Genomic DNA, 19,822 nt, shown 5'->3' on the forward strand with positions numbered 1-19,822 from the left:
GAGCAGAAAGAAAAAACGCGGCTCACTGGGTGAGCCGCGCCCGAATCGACAGTGGTCAGCCGATACGGTAGTTAGGGGCTTCTTTGGTGATGGTCACGTCGTGGACGTGACTCTCACGCATGCCCGCATTGGTGATGCGGACGAACTCAGGCTTGGTGCGCATTTCTTCCATGGTGGCACTGCCGGTATAACCCATGGAAGCCCGCAGGCCGCCCATCAACTGGTGCACAATGTTCCGCATCGGGCCCTTGCAGGCAACGCGGCCTTCAATGCCTTCCGGCACCAGCTTCTCAATGCCTTTACTGGCGTCCTGGAAGTAACGGTCACTGGACCCCTGCCCCATGGCTCCAATGGAACCCATGCCGCGGTAGGCTTTATAGCTACGGCCCTGATACAGCTCAACCTCGCCCGGGGCTTCGTCAGTACCGGCCAGCAGGCTGCCGATCATGACACTGTAGGCTCCGGCTGCAATGGCCTTGGAAATATCGCCAGAGAAGCGAACGCCACCATCCGCGATCACGGGCACGCCACGGTCTTTCAAGGCGGCGGCCACATTGGACACTGCTGTGATCTGTGGCACGCCAATGCCGGCCACAATACGGGTCGTGCAGATGGAACCGGGACCGATACCTACCTTGACCGCGTCTGCACCAGCGTCGGCCAGATCGATTGCGGCATCAGACGTAGCAATGTTGCCGCCGATCACCTGAACTTCCGGGAAATGTTCTTTAATCCAGCGAACCCGGTCGAGCACGCCCTTGGAATGGCCATGGGCCGTATCCACTACGATCACGTCAACTCCTGCCTCAACCAGCGCGGCTACACGTGCATCTGTATCTGCACCGGTGCCAACGGCAGCGCCAGCTCGAAGACGGCCCTGCTCGTCCTTGCAAGCGAGCGGATAGTCCTTCGCCTTCTGGATATCCTTGACGGTAATCAGCCCGCGCAATTCAAAGTCGTCATTCACGACCAGGACTTTTTCAATGCGGTGACGATGCAACAGCTCTTTCACGTCGTCCAGGTTGGCACCCTCTTTCACCGTCACCAACTTGTCCTTGGCGGTCATGATTTCCGAGACAGGCGTGTCCAGGCGGCTTTCAAAGCGAATATCACGACCGGTGACGATACCAACGAGATCGACACCGTCCACCACCGGCAGCCCCGAAATGTTGTTGGCCATGGTAATGTCCACGAGTTCGCGAACCGTAGTGTCCGGCGTCACCGTGATAGGATCCTTCACGACGCCGCTTTCGAACTTCTTGACCTTGCGGACGGCCGCGGCCTGCTGCTCAACAGACATGCTCTTGTGCATGATGCCGATGCCACCTTCCTGAGCCATGGAAATGGCCAGATCAGCTTCGGTCACGGTATCCATAGCCGCTGATACCAGCGGAATATTCAGGGTGATACCTTTGGTCAGCTGGGTTTGCAGGCTGACCTGGTGAGGAAGAACCTCTGAGCGTCCTGGAACGAGCAGTACATCGTCAAAGGTGAGGGCTTCTTCGGCAATTCGCAGCATTGGGATCCGCCTTTTGAACATGCTAGATTGGAGAATTCTGACACCACACCCCGCAGGCTGTGGCAGTACAAAATTCTTAATCGACCTATTATAAATGGGCCTTGGTTGACAGTAAACCGGGGCTGACTACCTATTGGGTTGCATCTTTTTGAATTTTCGCTATTTTTACTCTCCAATTTTCGGCTTTTGCGTATACAGCAACCCCACAGAAACGAAGGAGCACCCCCTTTGGACAGCGGTTTCCAGGATTCCCGGCCCCGAGCGCTGAGTGTCAGCGAGCTCAATCACCAGGCCCGCCACCTGCTGGAAGCCAGCTTCATGCAGGTTTGGGTTGAGGGTGAATTGTCCGGATTCTCCCGCCCCTCTTCTGGCCATTGGTATTTTTCCCTGAAAGATCGCAAATGCCAGATCCGCTGCGCCATGTTCCGGGGCTTCAACCAGCGGGTGAAAGAAATTCCGAAGGAAGGCGAGCAGGTTCGCATCCGCGGCAAGGTAACGCTTTACGAAAACCGGGGTGATTTCCAGATCATTGTCGAGCATGTCGAGCCAGCGGGACTCGGCGCGTTGCAGCAGGCCTATGAGGAGCTCAAACGCAAGCTGCAGATGGAGGGTCTGTTCGATGCAGCTCGCAAAAAACCGCTGCCATCAACCCCTCGCCACATTGGGGTTGTGACATCGCCCACCGGAGCCGCCATTCACGATATCCTGACCGTACTTGCCAGACGATGCCCGGCCATTCCCGTCACCCTTTACCCCACCGCTGTCCAGGGGCAGGCAGCAACAGCTGACATTGTCCGCGCCATTGACCGGGCAGCCCGACACGGACTCGCCGATGTGCTGATTATTGGTCGCGGTGGTGGCTCACTGGAAGATCTTTGGTGTTTCAACGAGGAAGCCGTCGCCCGCGCCATAGCAGCATGCCCCCTGCCAACGGTCAGTGCGGTTGGCCACGAAGTGGACGTAACCATTGCCGACTTTGTCGCCGACCTGCGGGCACCCACACCGTCCGCCGCTGCGGAAAAGATATCACCCGATCAGCAGGACTGGCTGCGACAGCTCAAGGAACGCGAACATCGACTCGCCGGCGCCGCCAGCCGAGCCCTAAAACGCATGGGGACTCAGCTGGCGCATCTTTCCGCCAGGCTCAGGGATCCCCGGCGTGAACTGATGGAAAAAGCCCAGCGCATGGACGACCTCGACCTGCGGCTGGGCAAGGCCATGCGTCAACGCATGGAGCGGGAAAAGGTACGCGCTGAGCACCTTGGCCAGCGCCTGAGAATGCAGTCTCCCGCAAAACGGCTCGACGACAACCGCAGGAGCGTCAGCCAGCTGTCCGAACGACTAACCCGCTTGGCTCGCCAGTCCGTCGTCCAACGCCAGGAGCGCCTTGAGCATCTGGCTCAAACACTGAATGTGGTCAGCCCGCTGGCGACGCTGGGGCGGGGGTACGCCATCGTCCAGCAGGAAAACGGGGATATAGTTCGCCAGGCCAGTGAACTCGCGCCCGGCGACAGGATCACCGCCCGTGTTGCCAGCGGCCACGTTGAAGCGAACGTGACCGCGGTCAATTCAGGAAACCAATAACTTTCAAAAAGACAGAAACTTAGCCTATGGTCTAGTAGTCCTATACCTCAAAGCGCCTAAAGTTGTGGGTATTACAAAACACAACAACAACAGTGATGCGAGGTGGATGTTATGGACTACCACTCCGAGTTCAGGCAATCAATCGACCAGCCTGACGCCTTCTGGCGCGAGAAAGCGTCTGCCATTGACTGGATGGAGCCCCCGAAAACCATCTGGCAGCCCACCGATAACGGACATGGGGAGTGGTTTCCCGATGGCGTCCTTAACACCTCCGACATAGCACTGGATGCCAACATCCGGGCCGGGCGCGGCGAACAGAAAGCCCTGATTTACGATTCTCCGGTCACCGGCACCACCCGCTCATACACCTACAATGAGCTCACCCGTGCGGTGGCAACCTTCGCCGGTGCCCTCCAGGACAGAGGCATCACCAAGGGTGACCGGGTGATTCTCTACATGCCCATGATTCCGGAAGCCGTCATTGCCATGCTGGGATGCGCCCGGATTGGCGCCATTCATTCCGTGGTCTTTGGCGGTTTCGCATCCAATGAACTGGCGGTGCGCATCGATGATGCCAAGCCCAAGGCCGTCATCACAGCCTCCTGCGGCATCGAAGTCAGCAAGGTCATCGAATACAAGCCCTTGGTGGACAAAGCCATCGATCAGGCGGACCACAAGCCCGAGTGTTGCATTGTGTTTCAGCGCCCGCAGGCTCAGGCCACGCTTCAGGAAGGTCGCGATTTCGACTGGGGTGAAATGGTTAGCCGGGCCCGGGCGGTAGACCCGGTGCCTGTCAGGGCCACCGACCCGCTTTATATCCTCTACACGTCCGGAACCACCGGTAAACCCAAGGGCGTTGTGCGCGACAACGGCGGCCATGCCGTCGCTCTTCGCTACAGCATGCACCTGGTTTACGACGCCAGCCCGGGAGATGTCTACTGGGCCGCATCGGACGTTGGCTGGGTGGTCGGGCACAGCTATATCGTCTATGCCCCCTTGTTTGCAGGCTGCACCACCATCCTTTACGAGGGCAAGCCGGTCAAAACTCCGGATGCCGGCGCCTTCTGGCGCGTGGTCCAGGACCACGGCGTGAATCTGTTGTTCACGGCACCGACCGCCTTCCGGGCGGTCCGCAAGGAAGACCCTGAGGCTGATCAGCTGTCCCGCTACGACATCAGTTCCCTGAAGCGCCTCTTCCTGGCCGGCGAACGACTGGACCCACCCACCTACGAATGGCTGAAGGAACATACCCGCCTGCCAATACTGGACCATTGGTGGCAAACCGAAACCGGCTGGGCAATCTGCTGCAACCCGGTGGGCATCGAGATGATGACGACGAAACCCGGCTCCGCCACGCTTCCGTCCCCCGGATTCAACGTTCAGGTGGTGGACATGGAGGGCCATCAGGTGCCCGCCGGCGAACAGGGCCAGATTGCCGTTAAGCTGCCATTGCCTCCGGGCTGCATGTCCACGGTCTGGGGTGACGACGCCCGATTCCGTAACACTTATCTTGCCCCCATCGAAGGTTTCTACAGTTCTGGTGATGGAGGATTTGTTGATGAAGACGGCTATGTGTTCGTGATGGGAAGAACGGACGACGTTATCAACGTCGCGGGCCACCGGTTGTCCACCGGAGAGATGGAGGAAGTGGTGGCGGCCCACCCGGCCATCGCGGAATGCTGCGTGGTCGGTGCTCACGACGACATGAGAGGCCAGGTGCCCGTGGGGCTCGTACTGATCAAGGACGGCGCAACCATCGACCACGACGAACTTGAAGAAGAGCTGGTTGAGATGGTGCGCGAAAAAATCGGCGCTATTGCCTGCTTCCGCAAGGCGTTGGTCGTGGAACGACTCCCCAAAACCCGGTCCGGCAAGATCCTGCGCCGGGTAATCCGACAAATCGCCGATGGTGAGGACTACGCAGTGCCAAGCACGATTGACGACCCCGCCATACTGGAAGAAATCAGCGAGCAGTTCAAAAGCTGACCACGAGACGCCGTCACCAATCGGAACCTGCGCCACAACGGTGCATCCGTTTGGTGACGATTTTATGACAACTTGTTGTTTTTGCGGATTAAAAAACTTAAATAAAGTGCTAAAAAAAGCGTTGACGCCCTCCCAACTCGGTCTATACTGAAATTGCTGTGAAAATACAGCGGTATTTGGTGAATGCGTTTCAACGTCCTGCCGCAGTGCTCTTCGTTGCCCCTTTCCTCAGTACTTTCTGAATTTTTACAGCGCCGGTATTCCGACTGGATACCGATGGTCCCGTGAGGGCAAAATTTCAGAAATACAGGAAAGATCAATGTCAGATACAAAAACAGGCCACGTAAAGTGGTTTAACGAGTCCAAGGGCTTCGGCTTTATCGCCCAGGACGGTGGCAGTGACGTTTTCGTTCACTATAGTGCAATCAACGCGAGCGGTTTCCGCACCCTGACCGAAGGTCAACAGGTGCAGTTTACCGTGACTCAGGGTCCGAAAGGTCCCCAGGCGGAAAACGTAACCCCAGTCTGAGGTTACGCGACCCCGCCCTATGCCCCTCACGGGCACAGGGAATCCGAAAAAGCCGGCATTCGCCGGCTTTTTCTTTTTCAGGCACCTGCTTCCGCCGACGCCTTATTGGTGACCCCATCCCGACGACCAGCTTCGACCACCTGGGAAACCGCTGAAAACAGCGCCTGCAAGGTAGCCGACGTGGTATCCTCGGCCAGAGCGGCCGCACTGCAGTGATGTCCATCCACCGTCACACGGATACAGGCCAGTGCATTGGCGTTGGTGCCCTCACCCAATGCAAATTCATCGTAGGCTTCTACCGCCAGGGTTACGCCGTATTCCGCCTCCAACGCCGCTGACACTGCCTCGACCGCTCCGAGGCCATGACCTTTCAGTATGATCGGGTCGCTTTCAGCGCCAATACTCACAACGGCATTCACGCCCTCATCATCCCGGTGAAGGTCATAGGATCTCAACTCCCAGGCTTTGGCCACCTTCAGGTAACGATCTTCGAACAACCGATGAATCGTCAGTGAGTCAATCTCTCCGCCGTTGGTTTCGGCCTCTCGCTGCACCAGCTTACTGAACTCGATCTGCAACCACCGTGGCAGGCTGATGTTGTAATCACGCTCCAGGACATAAGCCACACCACCTTTGCCAGACTGGCTGTTGATGCGAACCACTTCCTCATAACGGCGACCGAGGTCGTGAGGATCGATGGGCAGATACGCCACATGCCAGCTTTCGCCTTCGGTGCGGCGGGCCAGGCATTTACGGATGGCATCCTGGTGGCTGCCCGAGAAGGCTGTAAACACAAGCTCACCGGCATAGGGGTGGCGGGGATGGGTGGAAATCTCGGTACAGGCTTCAACCACATCGGTAATCTCGGCCATTCCAGACAGGTCCAGCGTCGGATCCACGCCCTGGGAGTAAAGATTCATCGCCATGGTGACCAGGTCCATGTTGCCGGTACGCTCACCATTGCCCATCAGCGTGCCTTCCACCCGGTCAGCGCCGGCCATCACCGCCAGCTCCGCCGCCGCTACAGCACAGCCACGGTCGTTGTGGGTATGGACGCTGATACTGATGTGCTCGCGATACCGAACGTGATCGCAGATCCACTCGATCTGATCGGCAAATACATTGGGGGTCGCCATTTCCACGGTGGCTGGCAGGTTGATCACCACCGGCTGGCCCTGATCCGGGCGCCAGACGTCGTTTACTGCATCGATCACGTCCGCGGCGTATTCCAGTTCCGTTCCGGTAAAGCTCTCCGGCGAATACTGGAAAGTCCATTCGGTCTCCGGGTACTTGGCGGCGTTGGCCTTGACGATGCGGGCACCATTGACCGCAATATCTTTCACGCCTTCGCGGTCCATGCCGAAGACCTGCTCCCGCTGAACCGTCGACGTCGAGTTGTACACATGTACGATAGCCTTGCGAGCCCCCTTAAGGGCATCGTAGGTGCGCTCAATCAGCTCCGGCCGCGCCTGGGTCAGCACCTGAATGTGCACATCATCGGGAATGCGATCTTCTTCAATAAGTTTGCGACAAAAATCAAAATCCGGTTGGCTCGCTGCAGGAAAGCCAATCTCGATTTCCTTGAACCCCAGCTTTACCAGCAAATCAAACATCCGCTGCTTCTGCGCTACCGACATCGGCTTTACCAGTGCCTGGTTGCCATCCCGCAGATCCACCGCACAAAAACGGGGAGCGGTGGTGATGACTTTGTCAGGCCAGCGACGATCGGTTTTCGCCACCGGCGTAAACGCAACGTATTTACGATGATCAAATGCCATTGGGGTGATTCCTTGCTGTTCTCACGGGGAATTCATTGATTGTGTATCAGGATAACGCGTCACACGGGGAAAATGATTGCTTTTTCTCCCTTAAGAAACCCAGAATAGACACAATATTCCAGGATACTCACTGAAGGTGCAATTTTATGTCAACTTCCGACAAGTCGCTTGTTAAAATCGACAGGATTGACCGTCATATCCTCGAACAGTTGCAACAGAATGGCTCGCTGACAAACCAGGAGCTGGCAGACAAAGTCGGTCTTTCACCCTCCCCTTGCCTGCGACGGGTCCGCGCACTGGAGGACGCCGGGATCATAGTTCGGCAGGTAACAATCCTTGATCACAAAAAGCTGGGACTGTCCCTTACGGCGATCATACTCATCGGCATGGACCGGCACACCCCCGAACGCTTTGCCACGTTCGAGCGGCAGGTGGGTGAATACCCCGAAGTTCAGGAATGCTACCTGATTACCGGCCAGGACGCCGATTACATGCTCAAGGTGGTAGTGCCCGACATGGATCATTATCACCACTTTCTGCTAAATCGCATCACCCGCATCCAGGGCGTCAGTGGTGTGCATTCCAGCTTTGTGCTGAGGCGGGTTATTGACAGCACGGCCCTGCCTCTGGGGTATCTGTCCTGACTCGCTAGCGAATGAGCTCAGCCAGATAGGCCCGGGCCATGCATTTGAGCTCACTCACCATCGAACGGGCCTGATCGTCCGGCAGGGTCGCCGCAAGCCTGAGAACGGTTCCGGCCGAGCGGGGCAACATCAGGCTCGCCGTCCACCGACGGTCTTCCGGAATGCGGGGGCAGACGTCCCGCAAGCGGTTATCCAGGTCGCGGGCATGGCTGTAGAGCTCACGGATATCCAGGTCCCGCAATTCGGGCATCGATTCCACCCCGCTCCAGATCACGGAATAGGCAGGTTCGGTCCGATAAAACTCATAGAACAGGTCAATCAGAACGTCTACGGCATCCACCAGCTCCAGAGTCTGGAGCCGCTCCCGCAACGCCGTCTCCATGCGCTCAACATGCCCTTCAGCAATCGCCTTTACGATGGCCGCCTTGTTGGGAAAGTAACGATAGAGGGAGGCGAGTGACATGCCGGACTGACGGGCAATGGCAGACATACTGGTGGCATCGACACCCACCTCGTGGAAAATCGCTGCCGCATGGCTGAGAATGCTATTCACGCGCTCGCGGCTTCTGGCCTGAACAGGCTGACGGCGAGGCGTGATATCTACGGTTTCTTCGGTCATATCTCCTGCTTCAGTCGCGGTTATACGGTAAAGCATAGCTGCCCGTTACATGGGCGACCAGTTTCTCCTCGTTTCCCTGCCCGGATAGCAACCGCACCTCGCAAAAAGCAAGTCGGCGCCCCATCCGCAGAACCCTCGCCTCCCCTATCAGGTCGTCCGGTGCCGGCTTATGCAGGAAATTGATCGACAGGTTGCTGGTCACCGCCATCTCAACCTGACCAATGGCGGCCATCACTGCCGCGTACATGGACGCATCCGCCAGGGCCATCTGCACCGGGCCAGACAGTGTGCCGCCGGGGCGAATCAGGCGTTCGGAAAACACCAGGCGGGTGCGGGCGAACCCATCTTCCCGCGCTTCGTCGACGGTAAATCCGATATCCTCGGCCATAGGCACACCGGCCCTGATAACGGCCTCGACTTCAGTTGCGGTCAGTGTCATTCGCAGCTCTCCCAATGTCCATCTGTACCTCGTGGTAATCGCTCCGTACAATAGCGAGCACGACAGGATAAATAAAGAACCCCTTCTCAACTGCTTACGGATAACACAATGCGAGCAAGCCGCTACCTGATTGCCACCCAAAAAGAAACGCCTGCCGATGCCGAGATCATCAGCCATCAAATGATGCTCCGGGCAGGAATGATCCGAAAACTGGCCTCCGGCCTCTACTCCTGGCTGCCAATGGGATTGAGGGTGCTTCGCAAGGTTGAACGCATCGTGCGCGAGGAAATGGACAAGAGTGGCGCACAGGAAGTGCTGATGCCCGCGGTACAGCCGGCGGAGCTGTGGCAGGAATCCGGGCGCTGGGAACAGTATGGCGGTGAACTACTGCGGATGAACGACCGCCATGGTCGCGACTTCTGCTTCGGGCCCACCCACGAGGAGGTCATCACCGATCTGATCCGCAACGAGCTGAAAAGCTACAAGGAATTGCCCGCGAACTTCTACCAGATCCAGACCAAGTTCCGCGATGAACGACGTCCCCGGTTCGGCGTGATGCGTGCGCGGGAATTCATCATGAAGGACGCTTACTCGTTCCATGTGAATGCGGAATCATTGAACGACACGTATCAGGTCATGCATCGCACCTACTGCGCCATCTTTGATCGACTGGGCCTGGATTACCGCCCCGTCGAGGCGGATTCAGGCGCTATCGGCGGAAGCGCGTCCCACGAGTTCCATGTACTGGCCTCATCCGGTGAAGACGCCATTGTGTTCAGCACCGACAGCGACTATGCCGCCAACATTGAGAAAGCCGAAGCCGTTGCGCCTGCCGGAGACCGCTCATCGCCTTCCGAAGAAATGGCGGAGGTGGCCACACCAGAGCAACGGACCATAGAGGCCGTTGCCACATTCCTGAACGTAGACGCCAGTCGCTGCGCCAAGACCTTGCTGGTCAAGGCCGAAGAAGACGACAAAGGCCACAGTGGCCTGATTGCCCTGATTCTTCGGGGGGATCACACCCTTAATGAAATCAAGGCGGAAAACCTGCCCGATGTCGCTGAACCGCTGACCATGGCCACCGATGAGGAAATCGAACAGGTTGTCGGTTGCAAGGCCGGCTCCATCGGCCCCGTGAACCTGCCAGTGCCGGTCATTGTCGATCGCAGTGCAGCACACATGGTGGACTTTGTCTGCGGCGCCAACAAGGAAGGCCACCACCTGACCGGCGTAAACTGGGAACGCGATGTAGCCCTGAGCCGCGTGGAAGACCTGCGCGATGTGGTCGAGGGCGATCCCAGCCCAGACGGCAAGGGCACCCTGGAAATCCGGCGCGGTATTGAAGTTGGCCACATTTTCAAGCTGGGCAATAAATACAGCAAGGCCATGAACGCCACCGTACTGGATGAAAACGGCAAGAGCGCCATCCTGGAAATGGGCTGCTACGGTATCGGTGTCTCCCGGATTGTCGCCTCGTCCATTGAGCAGAACCATGACGACAAGGGCATCATCTGGCCCGACGCCATTGCTCCGTTTGAGGTGGCTATCGTGACACTGAACGGCCACAAATCCCCTTCGGTCATGGCTGCCGGGGAAAAGCTCTATGAGCAGCTTCGCCAGGCTGGTTTTGATGTCCTTCTGGATGACCGGAACGAACGTCCGGGCGTGAAGTTCGCGGATATGGAACTGATCGGCATTCCTCACCGGTTCGTGGTATCCGAGCGGGGCCTGACGGCAGAAACCCTGGAATACAAGGGCCGCCGTGACGAAGACAAGCAGGATATTCCACTCGCTGAGGCACTCCCCTTCCTGATTAGCGCCTCCCCCCGCAACGGCCTTTAACGGCCTTTAAGGCACCGTGCAACGAGCGTAATCGGTTCAGGCCTGCCCTATGGGCATGAACCGATTACGCCCGGTTCCATTTCCAGCGCAATACCAAAGCGGGCTTCAACATCCTCCCGGATACGGTTGGCCAATGCCAACACGTCCTGACCGCTGCCATTCGAATGGTTCACCAACACCAGTGCCTGACGGTTATGGACGCCAACGCGGCTATTGCGATATCCCTTCCAGCCACACTGGTCGATCAGCCATGCGGCCGCCACCTTGGCATTATCATCACCGGGGTAGCCGGCGATCTCTGGGTGTTGCTCCTTCAATGACTCCCAGGTTGCCAATGGCACAACTGGGTTCTTGAAGAAGCTGCCGGCATTGGGAAGCTGTTCCGGATCAGGCAATTTGCGTCGACGAACAGCCATCACGGCACTGGCGACATCAAGCGGAGTGAGATCGCGCAGGTCCTGCCCGTCGAAATAGTCGCAGAGGTCACGATAATCCAGTGAGAATGGTCGGCTGCGGGACAATCTCAGACGAACCTCTGTGATGACGTAGCGCCCGGGTTCGTGTTTGAACACGCTGTCACGATAGCTGAAATGGCACAGACTGTTGGTCAGCACCACTTCGTTGCCGGTCTGCCGATCCAGGGCCCGGATATCCACCAGGGTGTCCTGCAACTCCGTGCCATAAGCTCCGATGTTCTGAACCGGTGCCGCCCCGACGGTGCCAGGAATCAGCGCAAGGTTTTCAATCCCTCTGTAGCCGGAGGAAGCCGCGTACAACACACTTTCGTGCCAGTTTTCACCAGCGCCCAGTACCAGTGTCGCCTCGTCGCCACTAACCTGCTCCCAGCACCGGCGTGCGATGGCGATGCGAATCACCAGCCCTGGATAATCCCCTGCAAATACCAGGTTGCTGCCACCTCCGAGCAGGAGCGGCTCAACCGATGCTTCCGATGCCCACGCCAGCGCTCTCCGGAGCGCCTCGACAGTGGTGACTGACACAAAATACCGCGCCCTCGCCTCGATACCAAGACTGTTCATCGTCCCCAGGGACACGTTCTCCCTGATCTCCCCGGAACGGGTCACACCAGCCGCTCCCGGATATGCTCAAGAAGACCTTCACTGGCCTCGGTAATCAGGTCAAGTACGTGCTCGAAGCCCTGGTCGCCACCGTAGTATGGGTCCGGCACTTCCTCTTCATCAGAACGACCAAACCCCAGAAACAATGCCGGCTCGGTCCCGCCATGTTGCTGCCAGATATCCCTGACGTCCGCGAAATTCTGACGGTCCATCACCAGTACGTAATCGAACCGGTCCAGATCCGGCGCCTGGAACTGGCGGGCCCGGAGATCACTGATATCGATTCCGCGCTTGCCGGCAGCGGCCATGGCGCGTCCGTCCGGGGCCTTACCCACATGCCAGTCGCCGGTTCCGCAGGAATCGATGGCAATGCGACTTTCGAACCCGGACTGCTGAACCACCTGGCGAAAGACACCTTCTGCGCTGGGCGAACGGCAGATGTTGCCAAGACAGACAAACAGTACGTTTACTTCCGGCTTCATGGGTGTCCTGCCCCCTTTTGTCTGGTAATCATGATTTGCCGCAGACGCTCTAGATCCTCGGCGGTATCCACGCCCGCAGGTGGCATCCGGCACGCTTCTTCGACGTGAATGCGGGCGCCATTGTAGAGTGCCCGCAGCTGTTCCAGGGATTCAGTGACTTCGGTCGGGGCTGGCGCCCAAGTCACGAAATTCCGCAGGAGGCTGACGCGGTAGCCGTAGATGCCAATGTGACGATAGTAATTGCTGTCTTCCGGTAGCGGCCGCGCCGCGGCGGTGTCGCCACCGTCCTGCCACGCATCCCGGGCCCAGGGAATCGGCGCCCGGCTGAAGTAGTGGGCCATGCCCCGGTTATCGAAAACCACTTTGACAACATTGGGATTGAACACACTGGTGGCGTCAGGAATCCGCTCGCAGAGGGTGGCGATGGCTGCGTCAGGGTGAGCTTCGAGGTTTGCGGCCACCTGGTCAATCAGTTCCGGTGGGATCAAGGGTTCATCACCCTGAACGTTGACAACCCGGTTGTCCGAACCAAACCCCAGTTTTCGGGCTACCTCTTCAAGACGGTCCGTACCACTGGCGTGGTTGGCGGAGGTCATCACTACTTCCGCGCCGAAGGCGGCACAGGCGGCCTTGATGCGTTCGTCATCCGTGGCGATCACCACACGACCAGCCTGACTTTCACACGCCCGCTCATAGACGTGCTCAATCATCGGCTTGCCGGCAATGTCTGCCAATGGCTTGCCAGGCAGCCGAGTAGAGGCATAACGTGCCGGGATAACGACGGTGTAGGACATACGGGCTTCCTGTCAGCGTTTGTGGAGTCGCTCGTCGGTCGTCAGAGTCCGGGCTTCGGTGGCGAGCATCACCGGTATCCCCTCGCGAATCGGAAAGGCCATCGCATCCTGATAGCAGACAAGCTCGGTTTTGGCGTCGTTCAGCTTCAGGTCACCTTTGCATACCGGACAGGCCAGCAGGGCCATCAGTTTTTTATCCATGGTGCGGTTCTCACAATGTCATTGTATCCAGCGATTGGTTGCAGTCATTGACGCGGGCCACGAACGCCTCGGAAAACACCTCGGGGAGGCTGGCCGTGACAGACAGGACCCAGGTGTTGTCAGGGGCGATCCCGCGGCACTTGACCGCATCCTTGGCGGTCATCACCAGCCATTCACCGTCTTCGGAGTGCAGGTCGGCGGGCGTAAAAGGATGATGGTCCGGCAAGGCAAGAGGCCTGACCTGAGCCCCCAGCGCCATCAGTGTATCGAAAAACCGGCTGGGATTACCGATCCCTGCCACTGCCCTCACGCGCCGGCCTTCCAGGCATTCCGGAGACAGCACTTCCCCGGTCACAAGGTTGCGCAGCTCAGTAGGGGCCAGGGTCATGGTGAACTGGCGCTCATGCTCGAGCTCGTCGAGATGGCCGCCATTGGTGATCACGAAGTCGACGGATTCGAGCCGCGCCAGAGGTTCACGCAACGGCCCCACGGGAATCAGGGCGCCGTTGCCGACACCACGGGCCGCATCGAAGACGGCAAGTTCAATATCCCGGGGAAGCCGATAATGCTGGAGCCCGTCGTCGCACACCAGAATGGTACCCAGCCCTTGCTCCAGTGCCCATAAGGCACCCCGTCTGCGATCCGGGTCCACCACAACCGGGCATCCCGATTGCGCGGCCAGCATTACCGGCTCGTCACCGGCGATCCTGGCGTCGGTGTCAGCGTTGACCAACAGCGGATAGCGATCAGACTTGCCACCGTAGCCACGGCTCAGGATCACTGGCTGCCACCCCTGGTCCTTCAGCAGGCTGGTGAGAGCGGCCGTCAGCGGGGATTTTCCTGTGCCCCCGGCGGTGATATTGCCCACCACCACCACGGGAACCGGAATGCGTTCGTTCATCGCCTGCCAGGCCCGGCGGCGACGGTTTTCAGAAATGGTGCGGTAGAGCCAGACCAGCGGATACAACGGCCACAGGGGGCGCCTACCGCTGTACCATACCCGTTCCACCAGCGTGGTCATGCCTGCTCGCTGAACTGCATCTGGTGGAGCTGGGCGTAGGCGCCGCCCTCGGCCAGCAATTCATCATGGCGACCGGACTCGACAATTCTGCCGCCATCCATCACCAGGATGCGATCCGCCTTTTCAATGGTTGATAGCCGGTGGGCAATGACCAACGTTGTACGACCCTGCATGACGGTTTCCAGTGCATCCTGTATGTGCCGTTCCGATTCCGTATCGAGGGCCGATGTTGCCTCGTCCAGGATCAGCACCGGTGCGTTTTTCAGCAGGGCCCTTGCAATGGCCAGTCGCTGGCGCTGGCCGCCGGAAAGCATCACGCCGTTGTCACCAATCATGGTATCCAGACCTTCCGGCATACGCTCGATGAACTCCAGCGCATGGGCCTTGGCCGCTGCATCAGTGATTTGCTCGCGACTGCAGTGGCGGAGTGCGCCATAGGCAATGTTGGCCGCAATGGTGTCGTTGAAAAGAACCACGTTCTGGGTCACCAGCGCAATCTGTGAACGCAGGGCTTCCAGGCTGAATTCTTTCAGGGAGTGGCCGTCCAGACGGACATCCCCACCGGTGTACTCGTAGAAACGAGGCAAAAGACTGACCAGTGTCGACTTGCCACTGCCCGAACGCCCGACCAGGGCAACACTCTGACCGGCGGGTATGTTCAGGGAAATATCCTTGAGAACGTCGTCCAACTGGTCACGATAGCGGAAGGACACGCTTTCAAATTCAATGTTGCCGTTAACCCGTTCCGGCGCGTAGGTGCCCGGATCGTGTTCCGGTTCCTCGTCCATGGTTCCGAAGACGTCGTGGGCAGCGGCAACGCCACGCTGGATCTTGGCATGTACGGACGTTACCTGGCGAATGGGCTTGGCCATGGTTGTTGCGGCGGTAATGAAGGCCACAAGCTGGCCGGTACTCATTTCGCCACGGATCTCCGGCGCCAGCATGGTCCACACCAGTGCCGCGATGGCAATCGCCACCAGCACCTGGATAACCGGGATGCTGATGGCCTGGGTGGAAGCCATCTTCAGGCTCTGCTCCAGGTTTTTCTCACTGACCTTGCGGAAGCGGTCGCGCTCATAGTGCTCGCCGCCAAAGGTACGGACCACCCGATAGCCACTGATGGACTCGGAAGCCGCATGGGTAATATCGCCCATCGACCCCTGGATACGTTTGCTGATTTTGCGGAAGCGCTTACTCGCGTAGCTGACCACCAGGGCAATCAACGGCCCCACGGCCAGGAATACGAGGGTCAACTTCCAGTTGGTGTAAATCATAAAGCCCAGCAGACCCAGGATGGTAAGCCCTTCCCTGAGGGTGATGGTCACGGCGTTGGTCGTGGCATCTGCCACCTGCTCAACATTGTATGTGATCTTCGAAACCAGACGGCCGGAAGCGTTCTCATCGAAATAGCGGGACGGCAGGCTCAGCAAACGGTCGAAGACTTGCTGGCGCAGAGCGTTAATAACCTGCCGCCCAACGTAACTGATGAAATACTGGCTCATGAAGGTGCCGACACCGCGAAAGGCAAACACACCGACAATCAGCAACGTCAGCAGAATCCGGTTCTTGTCGGTGGGGTTTTCCAGTGCCGTGATGACGTATTCCATCGCCGCAGCCATACCGGTGGAGGCCGCTGCGTAGATGATATTGCCAACCACGGCGAGCGAGAACGCCAGCCAGAAAGGCTTTACGTAAGCCAACAGGCGTTTGTAGGTTCCCCAGTTGGATGCCGGCTGGTGTGACTCTTCGGCTGTCGACGTGGCGTCACTCACTGCCTTCCGCCTCTCGTTCGGTGGTGATGCTGAGTTTGGCAAAACCAAGACGACCCGCCACATCCATGGCACGCACGACGAACTCGTGAGGGGTACGGGCATCCGCGGTGATGATGAACGGCAGAGACGTGTTGTCCTGTGCCAGTTCACTAACCGCCCTTTCCAGGGTTTCCCGACGATTATTCACCAGGGTTCGGTCGTTGAGGATGTACTGGCCCTCGGCGTTGATGACCACATCAATCAACTCCGCCTCGGATTCCGACCGCTCACCGTTGGCTTCCGGCAATTCGATATTGAGGTGGCTCTCACGGGTAAACGTGGTGGACACCATAAAGAATATCAGCAGCAGGAAGACCACATCGATCAGTGGCGTCAGGTCTACCCCGACTTCCTGACTTCTCTGACGCTTGAACTTCACAGTGTTCAGGCTCCTTCCACGTCAATTTCGCGGTCGCCATGCACCACTTCCACAAGCTTGATGGCTTCCTGCTCCATGCCGACAACCAACTCATCGACACGTCGAATAAAGTAACGGTGGCAGATCAGTGCTGGTATGGCCACGCTCAGGCCCGAAGCCGTCGTTATCAGTGCTTCCGAAATACCCCCGGCCAGATTACCGGCATCGCCTACACCGGCGAGCTGGATCTCTGCAAACACCTTGATCATGCCGATCACGGTCCCGAGCAGGCCCAGGAGAGGCGTAATGGTCGCAACGGTCCCGAGGGGGTTCAGGAAACGTTCCAGTTCATGAATGACCTGACTCGCCTCGTGCTCAATGCTTTCCTTCATGATCTCGCGACCATGTTTGGCATTCATCAACCCGCCGGCCAGGATCCGCCCCAGGGGAGACGACCCCTGCAGTGCCTTGAGCTTGCGCCCGTTAAGCTCCTTTTTCTTGATCCACCGCCACAGTTCGTTGATGGTGTGCTGAGGCGTTACCCTGGACGGTCTGAGCGTCCAGAAGCGCTCTAGAATGATGGCAAGGGCAAGAATAGAACAGGCAAGAATCGGCACCATGAGGATGCCACCGGCTTTCAAAAGCTCGAACACGCTTGGTCTCCCTGATTGTTTACAAGCCGCGCTACTTTAGCATAGCTGCCGGTGTAGGCCACACCCGGAATGTCACGGTTTTTACACTCTGTTCAGGGAGTTTCGGGTTTACGAATCCAGAACGGGGTCGCGGCCCTTGCCTTTGTGGTTATCACTCCACCCGGCTCCAGAACCAGCCTGATCGCGCCGGAGGTAGCGGTATTGGCGATATCGCTGCCAACGGACTGATACCGTTCAACCACGTCTGCATGGGGATGACCGAAACGGTGCCGGTAGCCAGCACTGACTACGGCGAGATTCGGAGCCATCCAGGCGACCCAAGGTTCCGATGAGGACGTTTTGCTGCCATGGTGGGGTGCCAGCACAACCCGATAGCGGTCGGTATCATTCCGATAATGGTCGGCCCGGGCCATAAACTCCTCTTCCACCCGGCGGGTTATGTCGCCAGGCAACACCACCTCAACGGGCGGGACAACCGACGATACTGTCAGCACACAGGACGCGTCATTACCCTCAACCCTGCCCCGGCTTTGCCAGAGTTCCAGTTCCAGATCGCCCATCTTGACATCCACCTGGCCAGAACAGGGCTCAACCTTTACGCCTACGGGCAACTTGTCGGCAACTCTCCCGGGTTCGCCGGTAACAATCCGCCCGACTTTGAATCGGTCGAACAGCAATGGCAGCCCTCCGGCGTGATCACCATCGCCGTGGCTGATTACCAGGGTATCAATGCGGCGTACGCCCAGAGCATTCAGATTGGGAATCAGAACCGACTCCACCGACGAGTAGACTCCCTCCAGTGCCGGGCCAGTGTCGTAGAGCAGCACCCGGTCCCGCTCGCGAAGCAGGACGGATAGCCCCTGTCCGACATCCCATACCCAGATTTCAGGGTGGGCGACCGTCTCGTTCGTCCCCTCCATCCCCTCGCCCCGAAACACGATCATGGCAATCCATAACGACGTGACACAGGCAGCCGCCTTCCGAAACCCGTTGAAAGGGACCAGCAGAGCCATCAGAACCACCAAGGAAAATCCCGCAACCTGCAATGGGGCGGGCACCGTCAGCACAAGATCAACGTTCGCGAGCCAGGAAAGCCCCTGCCACAGAACCCCAAAAACGGCATCCAGCACGCCAATCACCAGGGCATCCGCAGAGGGGAGCAATACCAGTACAAAAGCTCCCACGACCAATAACGGCATGACCACCAGCGATACCCAGGGAATGGCAAACAGGTTGGCTACCAGACCGAGCACAGGCTGAGGCTGCCCCAGGGTGGATAATATCGGCCAGAGCCCGGCAAAGACGGCCACTTGGGCCAGCAATAGCCCCGTGAGCCAAGCAGTCCTGCCAACACGGAGGGCAAACAGCAACACCAGAACCATCACGGCGCCAAAAGAAAGCCAGAACCCCTGGTCCAGGGGCGAAAACGAATCACTTAACAACACCAGGGCCAGCGCGGTCAGCAGCCCCGTAAAAACCCCGGTTTGCCGAGCGCCAAGGAGAACCCACCCGGCGATGATGACCATAATAAGCGCCCGCCTGGTGGGCACGGAGAACCCGGCCACAAGCGCATACCCGATGCTCGCGCTGGCGACCACAAGGAAAACCAGCATTCTTAGTGCCGCAGGCGATACTCGACGTTCAGGAAGACAAAGCAGCAGGCGGCGGCACAGGAAGCCTGCCCCAGCGGCAATCAACCCCAGATGCAGACCCGAAATAGCAACCAGGTGAATGGTTCCGGTAGCTTTCAGAACGTCCCAGTGTTCGGGCTGCATATGCCCGCGGTAGCCCATCATCAGGGACGTTATTAATGGGAAATGGCGCGCATCAGACAGCCTGCCCGAGACAGCGTCCACCAGTTCTCCCCGCCAGCGGTGATACCGGCAACGAAACGGGCACTCAAGGTGGTCTGAGCGGGAAAGCTCGCGGACTGTGCCGGTGGCACCAAACCCCTTCCGATACAGCCAGGATTCGTAGCGGAACCCCTCCGGATTCACGGCACCGTGGGGGCGCTTGAGCGCAACCGTGAGTATCAGCCGATGACCGGGCCTGGTCGTGGCCTCATCGCCGTACCAGGCGAGTCGCAACCGATCCGGCAAATCCTCATCGGAAAAGGTACTGTCGCCTTCGGGCAGATGCCATTGAGTCACGCAAAAGGCGAAACGGACGCTACCGAAGCTGCCTTCGGATGGGACATCACAAAGATACCCCGAGACGTCCAGCTCCAGGCCTTCCAGTGTCGTCGGTAGCACCGACTGCTGCCGGCCGTCCGCTTGCAGCGCCGCCCAGGCCAGGCCAACAATCCCACCAGCAAGCAGGACTGTGACCGCCCTGAACAGCGGAGACCTGGCGAGAAGTATCGCGACAAACGGGATAGGTGTCGCGGAAATCAGCCAGTGCAAAGGTGGCAAGACCGCCAAGCTATACAGTAAGATAACGCCGCAGGCGAAGCCCACGAGGCCGACCCTGGCCATAAAACTTCCGGA

At 58.5% G+C, this 19,822-nt stretch carries 18 protein-coding genes; 5 read left to right on the top strand and 13 right to left on the bottom strand.

Annotation, left to right across the window (positions count from 1 at the left end; translation table 11 throughout):
* Window positions 1-55: 55 nt before the first annotated feature.
* Window positions 56-1,519: an IMP dehydrogenase gene (guaB, locus tag ACTRWH_RS10525; RefSeq protein WP_007152454.1), complete on the bottom strand. Its 1,464-nt coding sequence runs from the start codon at window positions 1,517-1,519 to the stop codon at window positions 56-58.
* A 228-nt stretch (window positions 1,520-1,747) separates the two neighbouring features.
* Between guaB and xseA the strand changes: the two genes are divergently transcribed.
* The 3 genes from xseA to ACTRWH_RS10540 all read left to right on the top strand — a co-directional run bounded on the left by xseA (window position 1,748) and on the right by ACTRWH_RS10540 (window position 5,618).
* Window positions 1,748-3,103, top strand: coding sequence for an exodeoxyribonuclease VII large subunit (gene xseA, locus ACTRWH_RS10530; protein ID WP_091641318.1), 1,356 nt, complete (start codon window positions 1,748-1,750; stop codon window positions 3,101-3,103).
* A gap of 111 nt (window positions 3,104-3,214) precedes the next feature.
* A complete protein-coding gene (locus ACTRWH_RS10535; protein WP_273064983.1) occupies window positions 3,215-5,089 on the top strand; it encodes a propionyl-CoA synthetase in 1,875 nt (624 codons plus the stop codon).
* Between the two features lie 319 nt (window positions 5,090-5,408).
* Window positions 5,409-5,618, top strand: coding sequence for a cold-shock protein (locus ACTRWH_RS10540; protein WP_008169155.1), 210 nt, complete (start codon window positions 5,409-5,411; stop codon window positions 5,616-5,618).
* 77 nt (window positions 5,619-5,695) lie between these two features.
* On the opposite strand, the gene leuA is transcribed toward ACTRWH_RS10540, so the two are convergent.
* Window positions 5,696-7,396: a 2-isopropylmalate synthase gene (gene leuA, locus ACTRWH_RS10545; protein ID WP_379865260.1), complete on the bottom strand. Its 1,701-nt coding sequence runs from the start codon at window positions 7,394-7,396 to the stop codon at window positions 5,696-5,698.
* Window positions 7,397-7,542: 146 nt separating this feature from the next.
* Between leuA and ACTRWH_RS10550 the strand changes: the two genes are divergently transcribed.
* Window positions 7,543-8,040: an Lrp/AsnC family transcriptional regulator gene (locus ACTRWH_RS10550; protein WP_036205333.1), complete on the top strand. Its 498-nt coding sequence runs from the start codon at window positions 7,543-7,545 to the stop codon at window positions 8,038-8,040.
* A 4-nt stretch (window positions 8,041-8,044) separates the two neighbouring features.
* On the opposite strand, the gene ACTRWH_RS10555 is transcribed toward ACTRWH_RS10550, so the two are convergent.
* Both ACTRWH_RS10555 and ACTRWH_RS10560 read right to left on the bottom strand, forming a co-directional pair.
* On the bottom strand, window positions 8,045-8,659 hold the full coding sequence (locus ACTRWH_RS10555) for a TetR/AcrR family transcriptional regulator (protein WP_036205332.1): 615 nt from the start codon (window positions 8,657-8,659) through the stop codon (window positions 8,045-8,047).
* Window positions 8,660-8,669: 10 nt separating this feature from the next.
* Complete coding sequence (locus ACTRWH_RS10560) at window positions 8,670-9,098, bottom strand: PaaI family thioesterase (protein WP_036205331.1); 429 nt, start codon at window positions 9,096-9,098, stop codon at window positions 8,670-8,672.
* Window positions 9,099-9,206: 108 nt separating this feature from the next.
* Here ACTRWH_RS10560 and ACTRWH_RS10565 point away from each other — a divergent pair, with 108 nt between their 5' ends.
* Entirely contained in the window at window positions 9,207-10,940 is a 1,734-nt protein-coding gene (locus tag ACTRWH_RS10565; protein WP_151982471.1) for a proline--tRNA ligase, read from the top strand.
* 47 nt (window positions 10,941-10,987) lie between these two features.
* Here ACTRWH_RS10565 and murB read toward each other — a convergent pair whose 3' ends face one another.
* From murB to ACTRWH_RS10610, 9 genes are all read right to left on the bottom strand, one after another.
* Window positions 10,988-12,022: a UDP-N-acetylmuramate dehydrogenase gene (gene murB / locus ACTRWH_RS10570; protein WP_075196217.1), complete on the bottom strand. Its 1,035-nt coding sequence runs from the start codon at window positions 12,020-12,022 to the stop codon at window positions 10,988-10,990.
* Window positions 12,019-12,498 (bottom strand): low molecular weight protein-tyrosine-phosphatase, encoded by a 480-nt coding sequence (locus tag ACTRWH_RS10575; protein ID WP_151982473.1) that lies wholly within the window; start codon window positions 12,496-12,498, stop codon window positions 12,019-12,021. The genes murB and ACTRWH_RS10575 overlap by 4 nt, the downstream gene beginning before the upstream one ends.
* Window positions 12,495-13,292, bottom strand: coding sequence for a 3-deoxy-manno-octulosonate cytidylyltransferase (kdsB, locus tag ACTRWH_RS10580; protein WP_041334280.1), 798 nt, complete (start codon window positions 13,290-13,292; stop codon window positions 12,495-12,497). The genes ACTRWH_RS10575 and kdsB overlap by 4 nt, the downstream gene beginning before the upstream one ends.
* Window positions 13,293-13,304: 12 nt before the next feature.
* Window positions 13,305-13,493, bottom strand: a complete 189-nt coding sequence (locus ACTRWH_RS10585) for a Trm112 family protein (protein ID WP_007155362.1) — start codon at window positions 13,491-13,493, stop codon at window positions 13,305-13,307.
* A gap of 10 nt (window positions 13,494-13,503) precedes the next feature.
* Complete coding sequence (gene lpxK, locus ACTRWH_RS10590) at window positions 13,504-14,514, bottom strand: tetraacyldisaccharide 4'-kinase (RefSeq protein WP_151982475.1); 1,011 nt, start codon at window positions 14,512-14,514, stop codon at window positions 13,504-13,506.
* On the bottom strand, window positions 14,511-16,286 hold the full coding sequence (msbA, locus tag ACTRWH_RS10595; RefSeq protein ID WP_127401503.1) for a lipid A export permease/ATP-binding protein MsbA: 1,776 nt from the start codon (window positions 16,284-16,286) through the stop codon (window positions 14,511-14,513). The genes lpxK and msbA overlap by 4 nt, the downstream gene beginning before the upstream one ends.
* Window positions 16,279-16,704: an ExbD/TolR family protein gene (locus ACTRWH_RS10600; protein WP_036205324.1), complete on the bottom strand. Its 426-nt coding sequence runs from the start codon at window positions 16,702-16,704 to the stop codon at window positions 16,279-16,281. Before ACTRWH_RS10600 ends, msbA begins: the two co-directional genes overlap by 8 nt.
* A gap of 5 nt (window positions 16,705-16,709) precedes the next feature.
* Entirely contained in the window at window positions 16,710-17,336 is a 627-nt protein-coding gene (locus ACTRWH_RS10605) for a MotA/TolQ/ExbB proton channel family protein (RefSeq protein WP_007155358.1), read from the bottom strand.
* A 92-nt stretch (window positions 17,337-17,428) separates the two neighbouring features.
* Entirely contained in the window at window positions 17,429-19,810 is a 2,382-nt protein-coding gene (locus ACTRWH_RS10610) for a DNA internalization-related competence protein ComEC/Rec2 (protein WP_462826393.1), read from the bottom strand.
* Window positions 19,811-19,822 lie beyond the last annotated feature (12 nt).

This window comes from Marinobacter sp. G5_S1_61_S3 (assembly GCF_054968585.1).

Coding starts and splice junctions, on each gene's coding strand:
- leuA (WP_379865260.1), bottom strand. CDS start 7,396: ATGGCATTTGATCATCGTAAATACGTTGCGTTTACGCCGGTGGCGAAA.
- ACTRWH_RS10575 (WP_151982473.1), bottom strand. CDS start 12,498: ATGAAGCCGGAAGTAAACGTACTGTTTGTCTGTCTTGGCAACATCTGC.
- ACTRWH_RS10560 (WP_036205331.1), bottom strand. CDS start 9,098: ATGACACTGACCGCAACTGAAGTCGAGGCCGTTATCAGGGCCGGTGTG.
- ACTRWH_RS10585 (WP_007155362.1), bottom strand. CDS start 13,493: ATGGATAAAAAACTGATGGCCCTGCTGGCCTGTCCGGTATGCAAAGGT.
- ACTRWH_RS10540 (WP_008169155.1), top strand. CDS start 5,409: ATGTCAGATACAAAAACAGGCCACGTAAAGTGGTTTAACGAGTCCAAG.
- kdsB (WP_041334280.1), bottom strand. CDS start 13,292: ATGTCCTACACCGTCGTTATCCCGGCACGTTATGCCTCTACTCGGCTG.
- guaB (WP_007152454.1), bottom strand. CDS start 1,519: ATGCTGCGAATTGCCGAAGAAGCCCTCACCTTTGACGATGTACTGCTC.
- ACTRWH_RS10565 (WP_151982471.1), top strand. CDS start 9,207: ATGCGAGCAAGCCGCTACCTGATTGCCACCCAAAAAGAAACGCCTGCC.
- ACTRWH_RS10555 (WP_036205332.1), bottom strand. CDS start 8,659: ATGACCGAAGAAACCGTAGATATCACGCCTCGCCGTCAGCCTGTTCAG.
- ACTRWH_RS10535 (WP_273064983.1), top strand. CDS start 3,215: ATGGACTACCACTCCGAGTTCAGGCAATCAATCGACCAGCCTGACGCC.
- lpxK (WP_151982475.1), bottom strand. CDS start 14,514: ATGACCACGCTGGTGGAACGGGTATGGTACAGCGGTAGGCGCCCCCTG.
- ACTRWH_RS10610 (WP_462826393.1), bottom strand. CDS start 19,810: ATGGCCAGGGTCGGCCTCGTGGGCTTCGCCTGCGGCGTTATCTTACTG.
- ACTRWH_RS10550 (WP_036205333.1), top strand. CDS start 7,543: ATGTCAACTTCCGACAAGTCGCTTGTTAAAATCGACAGGATTGACCGT.